17 protein-coding genes, 1 tRNA gene and 3 pseudogenes are annotated in these 17,888 nt (G+C 38.3%); 17 read left to right on the top strand and 4 right to left on the bottom strand.

Annotated elements, in window-relative coordinates:
- A pseudogene (gene rho, locus ACQ86H_RS19045) lies at window positions 1–1,119 on the bottom strand (transcription termination factor Rho); the annotation flags it as partial.
- A gap of 321 nt (window positions 1,120–1,440) precedes the next feature.
- On the opposite strand from rho, the gene ACQ86H_RS19040 reads away from it, so the two are divergent.
- The 6 genes and pseudogenes from ACQ86H_RS19040 to ACQ86H_RS19015 all read left to right on the top strand — a co-directional run bounded on the left by ACQ86H_RS19040 (window position 1,441) and on the right by ACQ86H_RS19015 (window position 5,447).
- Entirely contained in the window at window positions 1,441–1,578 is a 138-nt protein-coding gene (locus ACQ86H_RS19040) for a hypothetical protein (protein WP_431292141.1), read from the top strand.
- 588 nt (window positions 1,579–2,166) lie between these two features.
- A pseudogene (gene pyrF, locus ACQ86H_RS19035) lies at window positions 2,167–2,996 on the top strand (orotidine-5'-phosphate decarboxylase).
- 75 nt (window positions 2,997–3,071) lie between these two features.
- Window positions 3,072–3,449, top strand: coding sequence for a GxxExxY protein (locus ACQ86H_RS19030; protein WP_138822901.1), 378 nt, complete (start codon window positions 3,072–3,074; stop codon window positions 3,447–3,449).
- 95 nt (window positions 3,450–3,544) lie between these two features.
- Window positions 3,545–4,828, top strand: a complete 1,284-nt coding sequence (locus ACQ86H_RS19025) for a DUF2851 family protein (protein ID WP_431292140.1) — start codon at window positions 3,545–3,547, stop codon at window positions 4,826–4,828.
- 51 nt (window positions 4,829–4,879) lie between these two features.
- The gene (locus tag ACQ86H_RS19020) at window positions 4,880–5,095 is read left to right on the top strand and encodes a hypothetical protein (RefSeq protein ID WP_138822905.1); all 216 of its coding nucleotides are present in this window, start codon (window positions 4,880–4,882) and stop codon (window positions 5,093–5,095) included.
- A 133-nt stretch (window positions 5,096–5,228) separates the two neighbouring features.
- The gene (locus tag ACQ86H_RS19015; RefSeq protein ID WP_029277136.1) at window positions 5,229–5,447 is read left to right on the top strand and encodes a PspC domain-containing protein; all 219 of its coding nucleotides are present in this window, start codon (window positions 5,229–5,231) and stop codon (window positions 5,445–5,447) included.
- A gap of 174 nt (window positions 5,448–5,621) precedes the next feature.
- Here the strand turns inward: ACQ86H_RS19015 and ACQ86H_RS19010 are convergent, their stop codons facing one another.
- A complete protein-coding gene (locus tag ACQ86H_RS19010; protein ID WP_431292139.1) occupies window positions 5,622–6,281 on the bottom strand; it encodes an ankyrin repeat domain-containing protein in 660 nt (219 codons plus the stop codon).
- 910 nt (window positions 6,282–7,191) lie between these two features.
- On the opposite strand from ACQ86H_RS19010, the pseudogene ACQ86H_RS19005 reads away from it, so the two are divergent.
- The 5 genes and pseudogenes from ACQ86H_RS19005 (at window position 7,192) to ACQ86H_RS18985 (ending at window position 13,296) form a co-directional block, all read left to right on the top strand.
- A pseudogene (locus tag ACQ86H_RS19005) lies at window positions 7,192–9,780 on the top strand (DNA translocase FtsK 4TM domain-containing protein).
- A gap of 60 nt (window positions 9,781–9,840) precedes the next feature.
- Window positions 9,841–10,491, top strand: coding sequence for a LolA family protein (locus tag ACQ86H_RS19000; RefSeq protein ID WP_138822909.1), 651 nt, complete (start codon window positions 9,841–9,843; stop codon window positions 10,489–10,491).
- A gap of 304 nt (window positions 10,492–10,795) precedes the next feature.
- Window positions 10,796–11,665 (top strand): right-handed parallel beta-helix repeat-containing protein, encoded by an 870-nt coding sequence (locus ACQ86H_RS18995; RefSeq protein ID WP_431292138.1) that lies wholly within the window; start codon window positions 10,796–10,798, stop codon window positions 11,663–11,665.
- Window positions 11,666–12,209: 544 nt separating this feature from the next.
- Window positions 12,210–12,482 (top strand): hypothetical protein, encoded by a 273-nt coding sequence (locus ACQ86H_RS18990; protein WP_138822913.1) that lies wholly within the window; start codon window positions 12,210–12,212, stop codon window positions 12,480–12,482.
- A gap of 49 nt (window positions 12,483–12,531) precedes the next feature.
- Entirely contained in the window at window positions 12,532–13,296 is a 765-nt protein-coding gene (locus tag ACQ86H_RS18985) for an MBL fold metallo-hydrolase (RefSeq protein ID WP_431292137.1), read from the top strand.
- A gap of 32 nt (window positions 13,297–13,328) precedes the next feature.
- Here ACQ86H_RS18985 and ACQ86H_RS18980 read toward each other — a convergent pair whose 3' ends face one another.
- Window positions 13,329–13,526, bottom strand: coding sequence for a DUF6266 family protein (locus ACQ86H_RS18980; protein ID WP_431292136.1), 198 nt, complete (start codon window positions 13,524–13,526; stop codon window positions 13,329–13,331).
- Window positions 13,523–13,966 carry a DUF6266 family protein gene (locus tag ACQ86H_RS18975; RefSeq protein WP_431292135.1) on the bottom strand — a complete coding sequence of 148 codons (444 nt, stop codon included), beginning with the start codon at window positions 13,964–13,966 and terminating at the stop codon, window positions 13,523–13,525. The genes ACQ86H_RS18980 and ACQ86H_RS18975 overlap by 4 nt, the downstream gene beginning before the upstream one ends.
- Window positions 13,967–14,422: 456 nt before the next feature.
- Between ACQ86H_RS18975 and ACQ86H_RS18970 the strand changes: the two genes are divergently transcribed.
- The 6 genes from ACQ86H_RS18970 to ACQ86H_RS18945 all read left to right on the top strand — a co-directional run bounded on the left by ACQ86H_RS18970 (window position 14,423) and on the right by ACQ86H_RS18945 (window position 17,607).
- Window positions 14,423–14,506: transfer RNA gene (locus tag ACQ86H_RS18970), tRNA-Leu, on the top strand.
- Window positions 14,507–14,543: 37 nt separating this feature from the next.
- Window positions 14,544–14,828, top strand: a complete 285-nt coding sequence (locus tag ACQ86H_RS18965) for a GIY-YIG nuclease family protein (protein ID WP_431292134.1) — start codon at window positions 14,544–14,546, stop codon at window positions 14,826–14,828.
- 958 nt (window positions 14,829–15,786) lie between these two features.
- Window positions 15,787–16,368, top strand: a complete 582-nt coding sequence (locus ACQ86H_RS18960) for an RNA polymerase sigma factor (RefSeq protein WP_431292133.1) — start codon at window positions 15,787–15,789, stop codon at window positions 16,366–16,368.
- Window positions 16,369–16,469: 101 nt separating this feature from the next.
- Window positions 16,470–16,934: a hypothetical protein gene (locus tag ACQ86H_RS18955; protein ID WP_431292132.1), complete on the top strand. Its 465-nt coding sequence runs from the start codon at window positions 16,470–16,472 to the stop codon at window positions 16,932–16,934.
- Window positions 16,856–17,299, top strand: a complete 444-nt coding sequence (locus ACQ86H_RS18950; RefSeq protein WP_431292131.1) for a FecR family protein — start codon at window positions 16,856–16,858, stop codon at window positions 17,297–17,299. Before ACQ86H_RS18955 ends, ACQ86H_RS18950 begins: the two co-directional genes overlap by 79 nt.
- A gap of 65 nt (window positions 17,300–17,364) precedes the next feature.
- On the top strand, window positions 17,365–17,607 hold the full coding sequence (locus tag ACQ86H_RS18945) for a DUF4974 domain-containing protein (protein ID WP_431292130.1): 243 nt from the start codon (window positions 17,365–17,367) through the stop codon (window positions 17,605–17,607).
- Window positions 17,608–17,888 lie beyond the last annotated feature (281 nt).

Genomic DNA, 17,888 nt, shown 5'->3' with positions numbered 1-17,888 from the left:
TTAGCTGTTCATCGAAATTAAGAACTCTTCGTTACTTTTTGTTCCTTTTATTTGAGATTGAACAAATTCCATTGCTTCCTGGCTGTTCATATCAGCAAGGTGGTTACGTAGAATCCAAACACGTTGCAAAATATCCCTATCTAACAATAAATCATCTCTGCGGGTACTTGAAGCGGTAATATCAATTGCAGGGAAGATACGTTTGTTAGATAATTTACGGTCTAATTGTAACTCCATGTTACCTGTTCCCTTAAATTCTTCGAAGATCACCTCGTCCATTTTAGAACCTGTATCGGTTAGTGCAGTAGCCAGAATAGTTAGTGAACCACCATTCTCTATATTACGTGCAGCACCAAAGAAACGTTTCGGTTTGTGTAAGGCGTTGGCATCAACACCACCCGATAATATTTTACCAGATGCAGGTGCAGTGGTATTGTATGCTCTCGCCAAACGGGTAATCGAATCTAAAAGGATTACCACATCATGTCCGCTTTCTACCAAACGTTTCGATTTCTCTAAAACAATGTTGGCAATTTTAACGTGACGCTCAGCCGGCTCATCAAAAGTTGAGGCAATTACCTCAGCCCTTACACTACGTGCCATATCGGTAACCTCTTCCGGTCGCTCATCAATTAATAAGATAATTAAATAAACTTCAGGGTGGTTTTTGGCAATCGCATTGGCCACTTCTTTTAATAAATTGGTTTTACCCGTTTTAGGTTGTGCTACAATTAAACCACGCTGCCCTTTACCAATTGGCGTAAATAAATCCATAATACGGGTAGAGTAGTTGCTGTTATCCGTAAATAAATTTAATTTTTCAGTTGGGAAAAGTGGTGTTAAATAATCAAAAGGAACACGGTCGCGAACTTCAGCAGGGATTCTGCCGTTAATGGTTTCTACGCGAACCAACGGGAAATATTTTTCGCCTTCTTTTGGCGGACGGATGCTACCTTTTACCGTATCACCTGTTTTTAATCCAAAAAGTTTGATTTGAGACTGAGATACATAAATATCATCAGGAGAAGTTAAGTAGTTGTAATCTGCAGAGCGCAAGAAACCATAACCATCAGGCATAATTTCCAAAACACCCTCATTTGTAATTACATTATCGAAATCCAGGTTAGAATAACTGTTTTCGTTTTTGTGGTGATTGCCACCGCCTGGTTGTTTTTGCTGGCGATTTTCGTCACGCTGCGGTTTTTCCTGTTTTTCTTTAGGTTCTTGTTTTTGTTTTGGAGCCACCGGAAGCACTTCTGCACTTTCTTCTATTAAAGCAGAGATTGGTTTTACACTTTCTTCGGCTTCAATAATTCTGTCTGGCTGTCTTTCCGGTTGTTGTTGGTGCTGAGGCTCGTCAAATAATGTTACAGCATCTCTTCTTCTTGCAACCGGCGCCGCAGGCTCATCTTTTGTTAGCCTTGCTCTTTTTTAACAGGCTTGTCGGCAGTAGTCGCTGCTGGCTTATCGGCTACCACTGTAGAAGCGGCGGCTGCAGCTGCGGCAGCAACTTTTGGTGCTTTTGCGGCTTTGGTTTTAGGCGCAGGAGTAGCTGCAACAGGTTCGGTTTCGCTATAAGGATCTGCACCAGCTTTAGCGGCATTTATAATTTCTTGCTGGTGTAAAAGTACTTCAACAAGGTCGATTTTTCTTAGGAGTCGGCACCTTCAATGCCATAGCTTTTTGCTAGCTCACGTAATTCTGTTGTGAGCTTATCATTTAATTCTGTTTTACTAAACATTCTAAATATATATGTTTCAAGAAATTTTTCATTTGTTTATAACGGATGTTTTCTGTTATAAATTTGCACAGGCTTAAAAAATATTTGTGTTAGCGTAAGCCCGGCTTTTCATTGTGCATAAGTTCTTAAGGCTATAAAACATTAAATGAGTTCATTAGGGATAATGCTCAAATTGTTTCATAATTGTTTACAAGCTGAATAAAAAGCAATATTTGCTTTTAAAAAATGGTAACAAAAAACAAGTCTTGATAAATTTTTCTGGGATATTCAGATAAACGGTTGAGAAATTATGGTGCAATTGTATGTATTTGAAACGTAATCTGCAAGCAAAAGTTTAAAATGTTTATAAAAATAATTGATGTGCACATTATTTTGTCGCTCAGAAAACTTAAAAATCTTCATATTTGCAGCAAATAAGCCCATATATGACCAAAGAGCAACTTTTCGAGCAGATACAAAAAAAACGTTCATTTCTATGTGTCGGATTAGATTCTTCATTGGATAAGATACCACAACATCTGTTGAAATACGAAAATCCGATTCTGGAATTCAATAAACAAATTATTGATGCCACAAAAGATTTGTGTGTGGCTTATAAACCCAACACTGCTTTTTATGAGTGTTATGGCAAAAAAGGCTGGGAAACCTTAATTGAAACCTGGAAATATATGCCACAAGATATTTTTTCTATTGCTGATGCTAAACGTGGCGACATTGGAAATACTTCTGCCATGTATGCCGAAACTTTTTTAACGCTGCATCGTCTGAAATGAGTTTCGATTCGGTTACCGTTGCACCTTATATGGGCAGCGATTCGGTAACGCCGTTTTTAACATTTAAAGAAAAATGGGTAATTCTATTGGCTTTAACCTCAAATGCGGGGCATGCCGATTTTCAATTGCAGGAAATTGGAGCAGAAAGACTGTTCGAAAAAGTGATTAAAACCTCACAAACCTGGGCAACAGATGAGCAGATGATGTATGTAGTTGGGGCTACACGCGGTGCGGCATTTGGCGATGTACGTAAACTGGCACCAGATCACTTTCTTTTAGTACCTGGGGTTGGTGCGCAGGGCGGAGATTTAAGCGAAGTGTGTAAATATGGGTTAAATTCGCAATGCGGATTATTGATCAATTCATCAAGGGGGATTATCTATGCCAGCCAGGGAGAAGACTTTGCCGAAAAAGCCAGAGCAGAGGCTTTAAAACTGCAACAGGAAATGGAGCAGATTTTGATTAAAGCAGAGCTAATTTAACCACAGATGAAAAGGATAAACACAGATTTTAGTTCCAAATAATCTGAGTTGAAATATTTTTAATAAATTAGTTTCATGAATAACCTAAATGAAATCACTGAAAAAGTAATTGGAGCTGCATTTATAGTTTCAAATACATTAGGAAGTGGTTTTTTAGAGAAAGTGTATGAGAATGCATTATTCATTGAGATAAGAAAAGCTGGACTCGGTGTAACAAAACAACAAGCCCTTCAGGTTTTTTATGACGAACAGGTTGTTGGAGATTACTTTGTTGATTTGTTTGTTGAGAATGAAGTGATTGTTGAGTTAAAAACGGTCAAAGATATAACAGATATCCATCAGGCTCAATTGATGAACTATTTAATCGCTTGCAATAGGCGCTGTGGTTTAATTATCAATTTTGGTAAACCTAGAATTGAAATAAAAAGAATGCTTAACGGCTATGATCTCTAAAAATATCTGTGCTTATCTGTGTCCATCTGTGGTTGAATATATAAAAAGAAAATAAAGGTTATACAACTCTTAAGAATAATTCATTATCTTCAAGGATGAATTTTCCAGAAGATTTTCTTCATTATGTATGGCAATTCAGGTCGTTTGATTATAACGAACTGCAAACCTGTGATGGTGAAAATCTGGAAATCATCAATACAGGATTGCTTAACCGAAATGCAGGTCCGGATTTTAACCATGCCAAGATTAAGATAGGAGAAACCCTCTGGGCAGGAAATGTAGAAATTCATTTAAAATCATCTGACTGGTTAAAACACAACCACCATGTTAATCCTGCGTATGAAAATGTAATCTTGCATGTTGTTTACCAGCATGATGCTGAAATAACCAGGATGGATGGAACCATATTGCCGGTTTTAGAACTGAAGAGCCGGATTTCAAAGGATCTGATCAGCAAGTACGAAAACCTGTTCCTCACCTTAACTGATTTTCCTTGCATTTCCCAGATAGGGAGGGTAGATGAGTTAATCGTAGATTCTTTTTTATCAAGAACGCTGGTTGAGCGTTTTGAGCAGAAAACAAATGCAGTTACAGAAACCTTGAATAAATTAAACGGGAATTGGGATGAGACTTTCTACCGCTTTATGGCACGTAATTTTGGTTTCAAAATAAACGCCCTACCTTTTGAGTTATTTGCCAAGGCTGTTCCACAGCATATTTATGCCAGGCATAAAAACAATCCACACCAGATAGAGGCATTGGTTTTTGGTGCTGCAGGCTTTTTAAATGATCATTTTGAAGAAGAATACCCGTGGAAGTTAAAAGCAGAATTTCAGTTTCTCCAAAAGAAATATAACATTACACCCATTAATGTTTCCCTTTGGAAGTTTATGCGCATGCGTCCTCAAAATTTCCCAACCATTCGTTTGGCACAATTTGCAGCATTAATAACCAAAGCCAATCATCTTTTTTCTAAAATTATGGAAATAAAGAATGTGGCTGAACTGCGTAGCTTATTTGAAAACCTGCCCGTAAACGATTACTGGAAAACACATTATCATTTTAAAAAGATAGCTTCCACCGTAAATATACAGATCGGAAAAACATCAGTAGATAATATCCTCTTAAATACCGTCGCCTTGTTTTTATTTGCTTATGGAAAACATATAGCAGCACAATATTTTATCAGTAGAGCCGTAAAACTGTTAGAAAGTTTGCCTGCTGAGCAAAATGCAATTACCAATAAGTTTACTGAAGCAGGCGTGAAGATGGAGAATGCATTTGCCTCTCAGGGAATTTTGCAGTTAAAAAAGCAATATTGCGATGAGAAAAAATGCCTGTCTTGTGGTATTGGAATTAAAATTTTAAAACAGGCCTAAGCTTTTCTGCTTTCCGGTAAAACTTTATACACTATAATCTGTTTCCACATTATGGAATTTCCACACGAGCTAAAAGAACTATATCCTAATCAGATTACTGAGGTTAGGGGTAATGCCGATGCCTTAACTGTTATTTTAAACAGAGATGTCGATATCCATCAATTTAAGGCAGAATTGATTAAAAAGTTTTCAGGATTGGAAGAACAACAAACGCTTTTTATAAAACATGAAGATAGGCAGGATTTCGAAAAATTAATTTTGGAATAAATGCGTTTTCGTTTGCCATTAAAATTTAACCAATTAAATTTCCTAAATTAGATTCTGAAATCATATAATGGTTTCGGTTTTGGATAGTTTTTATTTTGTGCAGTGCGATTAAGATTTTTAAAATAAGCTTAAAATGTTCCAGAGAATTATCACTTATTTTGAACAGCAGAGTTTTGGAGTGTCTACCTATTTAGCCAATAAGCTGAATATGAGTACAGCTAAAGTGAGACTGTTTTTTATTTACTCATCGTTTTTGGCGGTGGGTTTTCCTATATTATTTTATTTTTTAGCTGCTGTTGTGCTCGATATCAGAACATACATGAAAAGAATGCGGCTGAGGATCTGGGAATGATTTCAGTAGGCAGTTTTCAGTTGGCAGTGTCCAATTTGCAGTTGACAGTTAACAGTATCCGGTTTTCAATTGACCGTATCCGGTTGGCAGTTTTAAGTTAATAGTATCTAAGTGCTAGTTGGCAGTATTCAGTTGACAGTTAAATTAACTGGAAATTGAGAATTGAAAACTGAACTAGTCATCATCTCTTAAAATTTCGGCAATTTCATTAAAGCCTTTTTCTGCGGCCAAATCTGCCGGGAGTTTTCCGCCTTCCATGCGTAAAGAAACTTCCGCTCCGTGTTCTAACAGTAAAATAATCAATTCAATATTTCCGAGTTGAGCAGCAGTGTGTAAGGGAGCTAAGCCTGCTTTCTGACAAACATTAGGGTATGCGCCCGCATCTAAGAGCATTTTAGTGATATTAAAATTATTAGCTGCAACTGCCGAATGGATTGGAAATACATTGAAGCCATTTTTTGATGCCAGGTTCACTTCTGCGCCTTTTAAAACCAGAAAACGGGCCAATTCCTCATGTCCGAAATAGCAGGCTAAACCAAGCGGTGTAAAGCCATCTTCAGAAAATTCATTGATACTGGCAGGGTTTTGAAAAATCAGTAGCGTAGACGCGTCGAATTTGCCAACGGCACAGGCCTCAAACAGGGTTAAATGATCTACAAACTCAGCAATCAAATCTGCTATTTCTTGTTTTTTGTAATAACAAGCCAATAACAATGGCGAAATGTGATGAGAAGTATTAATATTTGCCAATTTTGGATTTTCAACCAAAATTTCTTTTACTGATTGTAAATTTCCAGCCTCAATTTGCTCTTCGAGTTGCGTTATACCCATCATATTGTTTCAAAAATCGCTTTAAATTAACGAAAATTAAGGAATTGTAAACTTTAATGCTTAAATATATATAGTGTGAGGCAATCTACCAAGGCTTCGGCGGTTAAAAAACTATTATGTTTCCAAAAAGAACCAGCGGACGAAACTTGCCAGCTGAAAGCTGCCAATTGATTTGGGCGTTCCCCAAGCTACGCAAGGGGCGGGCTTTGCAGGGCTGCGCTGCGCTCCGGTACCGATGAAGGATCGGTACTGAACCCTTACAATCCCTAACGCGGTATTAATGGAAGAAGACACTGAAGTGACTAGTAGTTTTCAGCAATCTGTTAAATCTGGGGCGGTAATATTATATTAATATTTAAGAAAAGATTTTTCACTGCTTTCAGAATGACATAGTTTAAGCACTACAGGCCCAGGTTAAATAAACCTGATAGAACGGAAAGCCCGGAGTATAGCGAGGACTTGAAGGGATAGCAGGACTACCGTAACCGAAAAGCACCGAAGCCTGCTTTACAAATAATATTGAATAAATAAGTTGACAAGGTCCTTCGACAGGCTCAGGATTGACAAAAAAATCCCGTTTAACCTCTCCAGGTAAAACGGGATAAAACCTAAAACAAAATCCGCTTCATTTGATAAAAACGTTACAACTTATGTGTTGTTAAAATAATAGACAATAATTTCTGTTTAAGGTTTAATGCCTGATGAATATTTTTATTTAATTTAAGGCAGATTAAAAAATAAGGTATAAGGATATATTTACCTGGGTTTAATGCGTTGTTTTAAAAGAGGAGGCATGGCAGAAAGCATATAACAGTAATGGTTACAGTTTGTAATTATTTTTTTTGTCAGGCTTTCGTTAATGCTGCGCAGTTTTATCTAAGTTTGTTCAATATTAAATTATTTAGGATAGAAAATGTCGGTAAGGGGTAACCAGTTTAAAACCAATACATTCAGAGATAAAGGTGCAGAAAGTGCACCCGGCAGATCATCATCAGGCAGGCAACCGAAAGAAAAAGAGATTTTTTGCCAAGCTTCGATCTGGCAGATGGCCGTGCAGTTAAAATTGCAGGACTGTTTTTTGTGATCTTATCGTTATATTTTTTAATTGCCTTTACTTCATACCTATTTACCTGGCAGGATGACCAGAGTTATGTAATCGATGCCAATGGTGGTTGGGGCAATCTTTTTAAAACAGCCGAAGAATTAAAAACTGCTGGTGTTACCACGCCTGTTGTTCAAAATTGGCTGGGTAAGTTTGGCGCATTATTGTCACATCAGTTCATTTACGAATGGTTCGGTATTGCCTCTTTCCTGTTTGTTCTGGCCTTTTTCATTATCGGTTACCGTCTGTTATTTAAAGTTAAAATCCTTTCCATCTCTAAAACATTAGGATACAGCTTTTTCTTTTTACTGTTTATCTCATTAACCTTAGGTTTTGCACATGGTTTCTGGTCAGAATCACCACACTACCTGGAAGGTGAATTTGGCTATTGGAGCAATAAATTATTGAGTGCCCAAATTGGCGCGGCCGGTGTTGCCGGATTAATTGCTTTTGCCGGGTTAACCATTTTAATCATTGCATATAATATCGATTTTAAATTTCCGGAACGTAAGGCAAAAGAAGTTTACCTTGATAATGAAACACCAGATTATGTAAACGATATCAGGGAGCAGGCGGTAAAAAACAAAACTTTTGAAGAGCCGTCTGCGCCTATTGAATTTCCGGTGCGCGATAAATCTGTAAATAACGAACGTAAACAACAGAACGTAGTATTACAGCCAAACCGTTTCGAGGAAAAAGAAGAGGAAGAAACTGTAGCACCTGTAGTATTATCTCCATTGGCTGCTAATTTGCCATTGGCTACTGCTGCGGCTACATCATTGCCTCTAGTGGTAGAACCACCAATTGAAGTGGAAAAGGAACCTGCTTTTACCATCGAAAAAACCGAAGAAGAAAAAATCGGATGACCTGGTTGAGCAATTTGGCAATTATGACGAAAAACTAGATTTATCCGGTTATAAATATCCAACCATTGATTTGTTAGAAAATTATGGTACGAATAAAATTTCGGTAAATGCTGAAGAACTCGAAGCCAACAAAAATAAAATTGTGGAAACGCTTAATCATTACAATATTGAAATTGATAAGATTAAGGCAACCATTGGCCCAACGGTTACCCTTTACGAAATTATTCCGGCCCCGGGGGTCAGGATTTCGAAAATTAAAAACCTGGAGGATGACATTGCACTTTCGTTGGCTGCCCTGGGGATCCGTATCATAGCGCCAATGCCTGGTAAAGGTACTATCGGTATCGAGGTGCCAAATCAACACCCGGAAATGGTACCTATGCGCAGTATTTTAAATACCGAAAAATGGAGTCAAACCACTATGGATTTGCCTATTGCCTTAGGTAAGACTATTAGCAATGAGGTATATATTGCCGACCTGGCTAAAATGCCGCACTTGTTGGTAGCAGGAGCAACCGGTCAGGGTAAATCGGTGGGTATTAACGCCATTTTGGTTTCGCTGCTTTTTAAGAAACACCCCGCACAACTTAAATTCGTACTGGTCGATCCTAAAAAAGTAGAGTTAACCTTATTTAATAGAATTGAAAGACACTTTTTAGCAAAACTACCTGGAGAGGCTGATGCCATTATTACCGATACCAAAAAAGTAGTCAATACGCTAAACTCACTTTGTATCGAAATGGATCAGCGTTATGATTTATTGAAAGATGCACAGGTTAGGAATTTAAAAGAATACAACGATAAGTTTGTTAAACGCAAGCTCAATCCGAATAACGGTCACCGCTTTTTGCCTTTCATTGTTTTAGTGGTAGATGAGTTTGCCGATTTAATGATGACCGCAGGTAAAGAGGTGGAAGCACCAATTGCCCGTTTGGCACAATTGGCGAGGGCAATCGGAATCCATTTGGTGCTGGCTACTCAGCGTCCATCAGTAAATATTATTACAGGAACCATTAAAGCCAACTTCCCGGCCAGGTTAGCATTCAGGGTTTTATCGAAAATCGATTCGAGAACCATTTTAGATAGTGGTGGTGCCGATCAGTTAATTGGCCGTGGTGATATGCTCTTATCTACCGGTAGCGACTTAATCAGGCTACAGTGTGCTTTCGTTGATACACCTGAGGTAGACCGCATTTCTGAGTATATCGGTAACCAGCGCGGTTATGCTGATGCCTATCAACTGCCAGAATACATTGATGAGGCAGGAGAAGGAAGTAAAGCTGATTTTGATCCTAATGAGCGCGATAAGTTCTTTGAAGATGCGGCAAGGCTGATTGTAATGCATCAGCAGGGCTCAACCTCGTTAATTCAGCGTAAACTTAAATTGGGTTATAACAGGGCCGGAAGGATTATTGATCAATTAGAGGCTGCCGGAATTGTTGGCCCATTTGAAGGAAGTAAAGCAAGAGAAGTTTTATACCCTGATGAGTATTCTTTGGAACAATTCTTGAATGGTATGGATAACAAGGATTAGATTAAACCATTTAACAATAATCTACTCTAACGTTTCAAAGAAAAACTTAAAAAAGAAAAGATGAAGAAATTAATTTCAGCATTAATGGTTGTAGTTGCTTTTACAACTTCAACTTATGCTCAAACTGATGCGAAAGCTAAAGCCATTTTAGCTGAAGTGAGTAAAAAATACAAATCGTATAACGTAGTTAAAACAGATTTTACCTTTACTTTGGATAATCCAAAAGCTAAAGTAAAAGAAACCCAGCAAGGTACCTTGTATGTTAAAGCCAATTCTAACAAGTATAAAGTAGCCATGACTAACCAGGAATTGTTTAGCGATGGTAAAAGCCAGTGGACTTATCTGAAAAAAGACAAAGAAGTACAGGTAAGCAATGTAGATAATAGCGGGGATGCCATTAATCCGGCTAAGATTTTTACAGTTTACGAAAAAGGATTTAAATACGTTTATACTGGCGAAGAAAAAGCGGGTGCTAAAACTTATCAAATGATCGATTTAACACCGGTTGATGCTAAAAAATCGATTTTTAAAGTACGTTTAAGTATCGATAAAGCCGCTAAACAAATTGCAAATGTGGTGTTGTTTGATAAAAACGGAAACAAATACACCTACAATGTGAAAACTTTTTCGCCTAACGTAAACATACCAGAAACTACTTTTGCTTTCGATGCCAAAAAATATCCTGGTGTTGAAGTGGTAGATTTGAGATAACAGATTTGGCAGGCAGCGCAAGGTTTTAGCGCTATCTATAAAAAAGCGATTTAATCAGGAGATATCCCTGGTTAAGTCGCTTTTTCTTTTATATGCCTATACGTTTATCTTTTATGATTTACATTAATGCGTAAAAGCAAGATCTTGATTTTGTAATTTTATTTCGTTTTTAGTTACGGGAACGATTGCATAGATATATATGATTTATCATACATTGTTGTATTTTAATGATTAATTTCATGCTTAGTATTAACCAAATATAATTCTACAAACATGAAAAAAATCAGGTATTCTCGTACTCGGGATGGCTATTGCATTGTTCGGATGCAAGAAAGACAAAACAACAGTAGCTGATGTTGCAGGTGGTCAATCCATTGTTCAACCCAACAAACTAGGGCTAACAGTTGCGGCGGTAAGCACTACAGTGAGCAACGAAGCGGCTTTAAAAGCTGCCATATCAAATGCCCAACCGGGAGATGTGATCACGGTAAGCGGTACCATTTACCTCACCAGTACCCTTCAGTTACTTAAAAGTGGTACATCCAGCTCCAAAATTAATTTTACGGGTGGTATATTGGACTGTTCCGGTATTTCTGGTGCCAACTGGGGTGTAAAAGTAAATGGAAGTTACTGGAATATTACCAATATGACCATCAGAAACGCACCCGACTGCGGCATTGTTTTCCAGACAGGTGGCTACAATTATGTGAATAAGGTAACTACTCATGGAAATAAGGACTCCGGACTTCAGATTTATAACGGCGGTCACCACAACAGCATCAATAATTCTACCTCTTATGATAATTACGACGTGGCCAACGGTGGTGAAAATGCAGATGGTTATGCCTGTAAATTATCTGCTGGTGCAGGTAATAGTTTTAATTCGTGCAATGCCTACCACAATTCTGATGACGGATGGGATTTATACGGACAACCTTATACTGTTGTCATCAATAATTGTACGGCCACCAATAATGGTTATGGTACCAATGGTGATGGAAATGGTTTCAAACTGGGTAGTGCCGGACAAAATGTGCCCCATACCGTTACCAATTGCAAAGCCAATAACAACAAAGGAAGCGGTTACGATGGAAATGGAAACGCCGGCCACATCACGACCACAGGAAGCGGTGGCTCTGGTAATGTAAAAGGGCTTTTTAACCGGATTAATTAAGATTGTTCTCCCCGTAAAAAGGTTCAGTTGGAAACAGCTGAACTTTTTTGTTACAAGGATTAATAGCTACTTAGAGGTGAGCACCTATCTAATGTTCATTAAATCATGAGAAGGCATCCTGATGAAGTTATGCGTGTAGTCACATCTTTTTGAGAATAGTTTAGGCGTCATGCTAGCTTGCTTTAATAGCACACAGGTTTTACCGAAGAACGCCGTCAATCCCAAGAGCCGGTGAAATCAAAAAAACAGGTGCACAACAGTAAAAATGGCACTAACAAACCTGAAACGCAGTGGTTTTGTGTTCATAACCGATAATTTGATTTTTTTAAAAAAATATTGAACACAAAACGAAGTGTCGCTGTTTTTTTGATGAGCATAGGATTGTGCAAGAGGCTCATTGCTGGATTGACAATGCGCTTTGGGTACTTTGGCGCCCCAAAGTACCATGCCTCCGCGGCAAAGAGCGGGAAAATGAACATTGCGCTACATTTTTTTTACTGCGGTATTTATGAATGCTGCGCAGATTTATCTAAGTTTGTTTCCAATGTCATTGCCACTAACAAACCATACTTTAGAGAAATTAGAAGCCCTGCTTTTTGCTATGGGTTATAAGGTACGTTATGAGAAAGGGAACTTTAAAACCGGTTCGTGCCTGCTCGAACACAATAAGGTTGTTGTAGTCAATAAGTTCTCCAACCTGGAAGGAAAAATTGCCGCATTGATTACCCTGGTAAAACAGACCAATGCCGACGAAAACCTTTTAGACGAGAAACAACGGCAGTTTTATCAATCTTTACAACAAACCGAATTATTTTAATGAAGATACAACGCAAGGATTACTTATTTAGAAAGGAAAGTTTAAGCAGATGAAAGTTACTTTTTTAGGTACCGGCACATCACAAGGCGTTCCTGTAATAGCTTGTACTTGTGAGGTCTGTAGATCTACTGATAAAAGAGATAACCGTTTAAGGACTTCTATATTAGTGGAAACGGCTGATAAAACCATTGTGGTAGATAGTGGTCCTGATTTTCGTTACCAGCTTTTGCGCGCCAAGGTAAAAGACCTCGATGCGGTTTTATTTACCCACGAACATAAAGACCATATTGCCGGTCTGGATGATATCCGTCCCTTTAATTATTTATTGCACAAAGTTATTGATGTGTATGCTACCGAAAGGGTACAAACTTCGTTAAAAAGAGAATTCTATTACATCTTTGCCGAAACCAAATACCATGGTTTGCCGCAGATTAACCTGCATACCGTTACCAATGGAGAAGATTTTAAAATTGGCGAAACTACCATCATTCCATTTGCGGTAATGCACCATTTATTGCCGATTACAGGCTACCGGATTGGCGACTTTACCTACATTACCGATGCCAAAACCATATCGGAGCAAAGTTTTGAAAAAATAAAGGGTACAAAAATACTGGTGCTCAATGCTTTGCAGAAAGAACCGCATATTTCGCATTTTACTTTGGGCGAAGCCATTGCCTTTGCAGAAAGGGTAGGCGCCGAAATTACTTATTTAACGCATATCAGCCATAATTTAGGCTTACATGCAGCGGTAGAAAAAGATTTGCCATCTAACATCAGGCTAGCCTATGATGGTTTATCTTTTGAATGTTAAAATCATAAAATATGACAGTTAATTCGCCTCTATCAAAAAATAAAACTGCCACAATACGTACTCGCAGATATCCCCATTCTGTCGTCTGCAATGAAAGCCATCCAGGTGTGAAATGTATTTCCTTTATAAAAGGAAGGAATTTCCAGGCTTTCCCTTTCTTTTGACCGCCTGGCGCCACTTGTTTCATAGATGGCCGTTTTGTTGTCCACATCATAAACCATTAACATCACCTGGTCATGTTGCCTGGTGTAATCGCCGTCAGCATTATCCGTCCAGCTGAAATGTACACCTGCATCGTCATGTTCCAGCTTAACCCCTCCGCACCGCTGAGGTTTCCATAGCTTAAACGCACAGCGGCATAGTCAATTTCGCCGGCGGCATTCTGGGCATTCAGCATGTTATAGGATTTCGCCACATTATGGGCGGTCATCATGCGTTTTTTCGACTCCAGGTTAAAACCAATCCTGATAAAAGCAACAATAGGACTTAAGAAGGTCTGCATTATTGTAAAACGGGATCTGCAGGCCTTTTGATCAGCACTACCAGTTTTGTTTTTGATGGATTTTCTGCGTTTGCTCCTGATCACCCATTTCCCGTTCAGGTAATAACCCGTAACGGCGCCCACCGTTCCGGTGAAGCCGCCGTTAATTCCGTTTTCTATTTTTCCCATGATGGCATTAGTTTATATTATACAATATAGTAAATTGCTGATTAATAAACAAATAAGTTGTTATTGCTTCTGATTTACGCCGGCTTTTATTCGGGTACAATTGTCATAAGTCCGACGAAACTCCGGCTTAAGGGCGTCGAAAGTCCGTCAAAACAGTTACGCTGTTATGTCGGTGTCCAATACTGAAATAAGTTTACCATAGGAAGTTGTGTTACTGTATCTGGTTGACCATGTTAAGATAGCTATCCGGAATTTCGGTTCAAAAAATATTTGATGAATGTTGCAAATCGCTATGGTTAATTTATATATTTGCAAACTTCAAACCCAGGTGGGCGGTCCCGATAGGTATCGGGATGATAGACGCTTTCGGGAATGATTGAGTAGTAAATACCCAGGTGGGCGATCCCGATAGGTATCGGGATGATAGACGCTTTCGGGAATGATTAAGTAGTAAATACCCAGGTGGCGAAATTGGTAGACGCACCAGCTTGAGGGGCTGGCGCCCGTATGGGTGTGGGAGTTCGAATCTCCTCTTGGGTACAAAGAGTTTGGTTTTTACCAAACTCTTTCTTGTTATATGGCATCAGTTTATATTCTTTTCTCCAAAAAATTGAACCGTTATTATACTGGTAGTTGCCTGGATTTATCCCAACGACTAGATGAGCATTTACAAGGTGTTTATTCTGCTAGTTTTACGAGCAAAGCTACTAACTGGGAACTTTTTCTTCATATCAATGATTTGGCATACCAGCAAGCCAGACAGATTAAACTGCATATTAAAAAAATGAAAAGTAGAACTTACATAGAAAACCTAAAAAAATACGAAGATATTCAGACCAAGCTGATTATGCTGTACAGATAATCGTGGCGACCCCGATAGCAATCGGGGTGGTAGACGCACCAGCTTGAGGGGCTGGCGCCCGTACGGGTGTGGGAGTTCGAACAGATAGCTATCGGATCTCCTCTTGGGTACTTTAAAAGCTTCGGTAGCACCGAAGCTTTTTTGTTTGTTTATGGCATCAGTTTATATCCTTTTTCCTGAAAAATTAAATCGTTTTTAAACCGGTAGTTGTCTGGATTTGCTACAGCGATTAAAATCGCATAAGGATAAATTTTTACGGATAGTTTCACATCTAAGGCAGAAGATTGGGAACTATTTTTCACTATAAATGACCTTGACTACAAACAGTCTCGATTAATCGAATTACATATCAAAAAAATGAAAAGTATAATTTATATTAAAAACTTAAAGCAATATACTGAGCTGGTAGCTAAACTTATTAAGCGATATCGTTAAAGGCTACCCCGAAGTTATAAGCTATTTTGAAAATTCCGTTATATTTCAGCAAAAGGTGATGCTATTGGCTAAAGATGTTGTAATCAAATGTAATGTAGAATTTATGGCATGTAATGATAAAAAGTGTCTTCCACCCTCTGTAAAAGAATTTCGCGTCCCCGTAAAACGCTGAACGAGTCGAAAGCAAGTCCATCACCTTTAATTACAGAGCTTTGTTTCAAGGCCACTGGTATATCGCGATGTATGAATTCAGTCCATATCACATTACTGGTATACTGAACACTTTTACATCCTGAGACCCTTAGCTTGGTAACGCGATTGATAAATTCACCATTTCGGTTTATCGATGATTTATAATTCTATGATGGTTTATTTGTTATTATTTCTCTTCAAAATTTTATATATTTAATAAAGATTAAGATATTATTAATAAATTAACTGCGTTTTTAAACAGTCATTTCGGCCTGGTAGTTAGGTTTAATTTTAACCGTAATTCCGGGGTAATACTATACATACATTGGGGATGTCAAAGTTAACACGTGAGAAAGAGCAGGAATTACTTAGTCGTCTTCAATTAGATGACGAGGAAGCCTTTACTGCTCTTTTTTACAGTTATAAAAATAAACTCTACGGTTTTATTTTTGGAATAACAGGCTCCAGCGAGGTTGCAAAAGATATTCTGCAGGATGTATTTTTAAAGATATGGAATATGCGTCATCGCAGCCACGAAGTAGAAAACTTTAATGCCCTGGTTTACCGCATGGCCAAAAATGCCGCTCTTGATCAGTTGAAGCGGGTTTCGCGTGAATCAATAGCCCTTTCAGGTCTTTGTTTGCTTTCTGATGAGCACATGTCCATTGATCCGTTTGAGGATATGAAAGCTACGGAAATTCAATTGAAATATGAACGTGCTTTAAAAAAACTTCCAAAACAGCAACGCATGGTCTATGAATTACGCCATATAGAAGGTGTGGAATATTCCGAAATTGCAAAAAAGCTCAATCTTTCTGTAGCAACTATCCGAAGCCATTTCAGAAATGCCCTTAATACTTTAAAAGCGAGTATTTTTTTGCACTTATTTATTTTATTTCTTAGCTCTAAGTGAGAAATAGCAAAAAAAATAAATTTCTTTTGCACATTTTATTCATTCCGTCGTCTTACAACTAAAAACACGCTAAAATTGCCGTGATTTTAATTTAAGTTATATTGGAAGATAGAATACGCACTTTACTGGCTAAATATTTACAGCGCAAATGTGATAAACAGGAGCAGGATGAGTTGTTCAGGCTACTGAATGGGTTAGACCCACAGCAGTTGGATGAACTTTTAAACGGTATATGGTTAGAATATGAGTCTGACCAGGAAGTTCCTGAAGAAGATGCACAGCAAATTCTGAATGCTATTTTAGTTAAGCCCAAAAGGTATTCCATGAGGTATATCGCTATAGCAGCATCTGTTCTGATCTGCGTTTTTGCCGGCACCTATCTGTTACTGAGTTCGGGAAAATCCAATAATATTGATCAGATTGCCGATTCTGATATCAAACCAGGAGGCAACAAGGCTGAACTTACCATGGCAAATGGAAAAAAGTATTGCTTGGCAATGGCATCCGGGAAATCAACATCCCCAATACAGACCTGGTCATTCAACAAGATGCTAAGGGATCACTAACTTACTCCAAAAGTATAAGAAATGATGCCAGGATTGCCTATGATACGCTTCGGACGCCAAAAGGAGGCGTTTATCAGTTAAATCTGAGTGATGGCACAAAAATCTGGCTCAATACTTCAAGTGCGATTAGATTTCCCGAAAATTTTGCGAATAACAAACGCGATGTAGAGTTACTTTATGGCGAAGCCTATTTTGAAGTGAAACACAGGTCAGAAGCACCATTTACAGTCAAAACTTTCGCTGGTATCGTTCGCGATTTGGGTACTCATTTCAATGTTAACAGCCAGACTGGCGGCGGCCATGTAGCCGCCACTTTGTTGGAGGGGGCCATCGAAGTTGAGGCAAATGGCCAGGTGAAAAAATAAACCCGGGTCAGCAGGCATTATTTGGCAATAAAAAATTATCAGTTCTTGATATAGACGCAGATCAGATGATTGCCTGGAAAGAAGGCTATTTTATGTTCGACGAATCGCTGGAAAGCGCCATGCAGAAAATTTCGCTATGGTATGATGTAAGCGTTGAATACCAGGATGAAGCGATAAAAACCATACCGGTTTTGGCCACAATTACCCGCGACAGCAACATCAGCAAAGTTTTGCGCATTCTGGAAATGACAAAAAAGGTAAAGTTTAAATTAGACGGAAGATCGATTAAAGTTGTCCGTTTTAAATGATAAGATAATATTAACCAACCAAATTAACTATTAACCACCCACTAAAAAACATGAAAGATAACTAAATACCTCCGCCATTAAAAAGAGGAAAAGGAGTGCTGGAACACCCCTTTTCAAACTCTTAAATCTTTCCGATCAGATCGGAAATGAACTTTCTTACCAGACAATTCACGATTTAAAAGAATGTAAATGTATAAAATTTCTACGATAGATTTTATGCAGCTTCTACGCTGCGCCCCTAAAGTTCTTAAGCTTATGAAGCTAACTTTTTTCTACTGTTC

Origin of the sequence: Pedobacter sp. P26, from assembly GCF_050632135.1 — a bacterium.
Classification (GTDB): Bacteria; Bacteroidota; Bacteroidia; order Sphingobacteriales; family Sphingobacteriaceae; genus Pedobacter.
The sequence above is the reverse complement of the archived record's forward strand: the minus strand, read 5'-3'. Positions and strand labels throughout refer to the sequence as shown.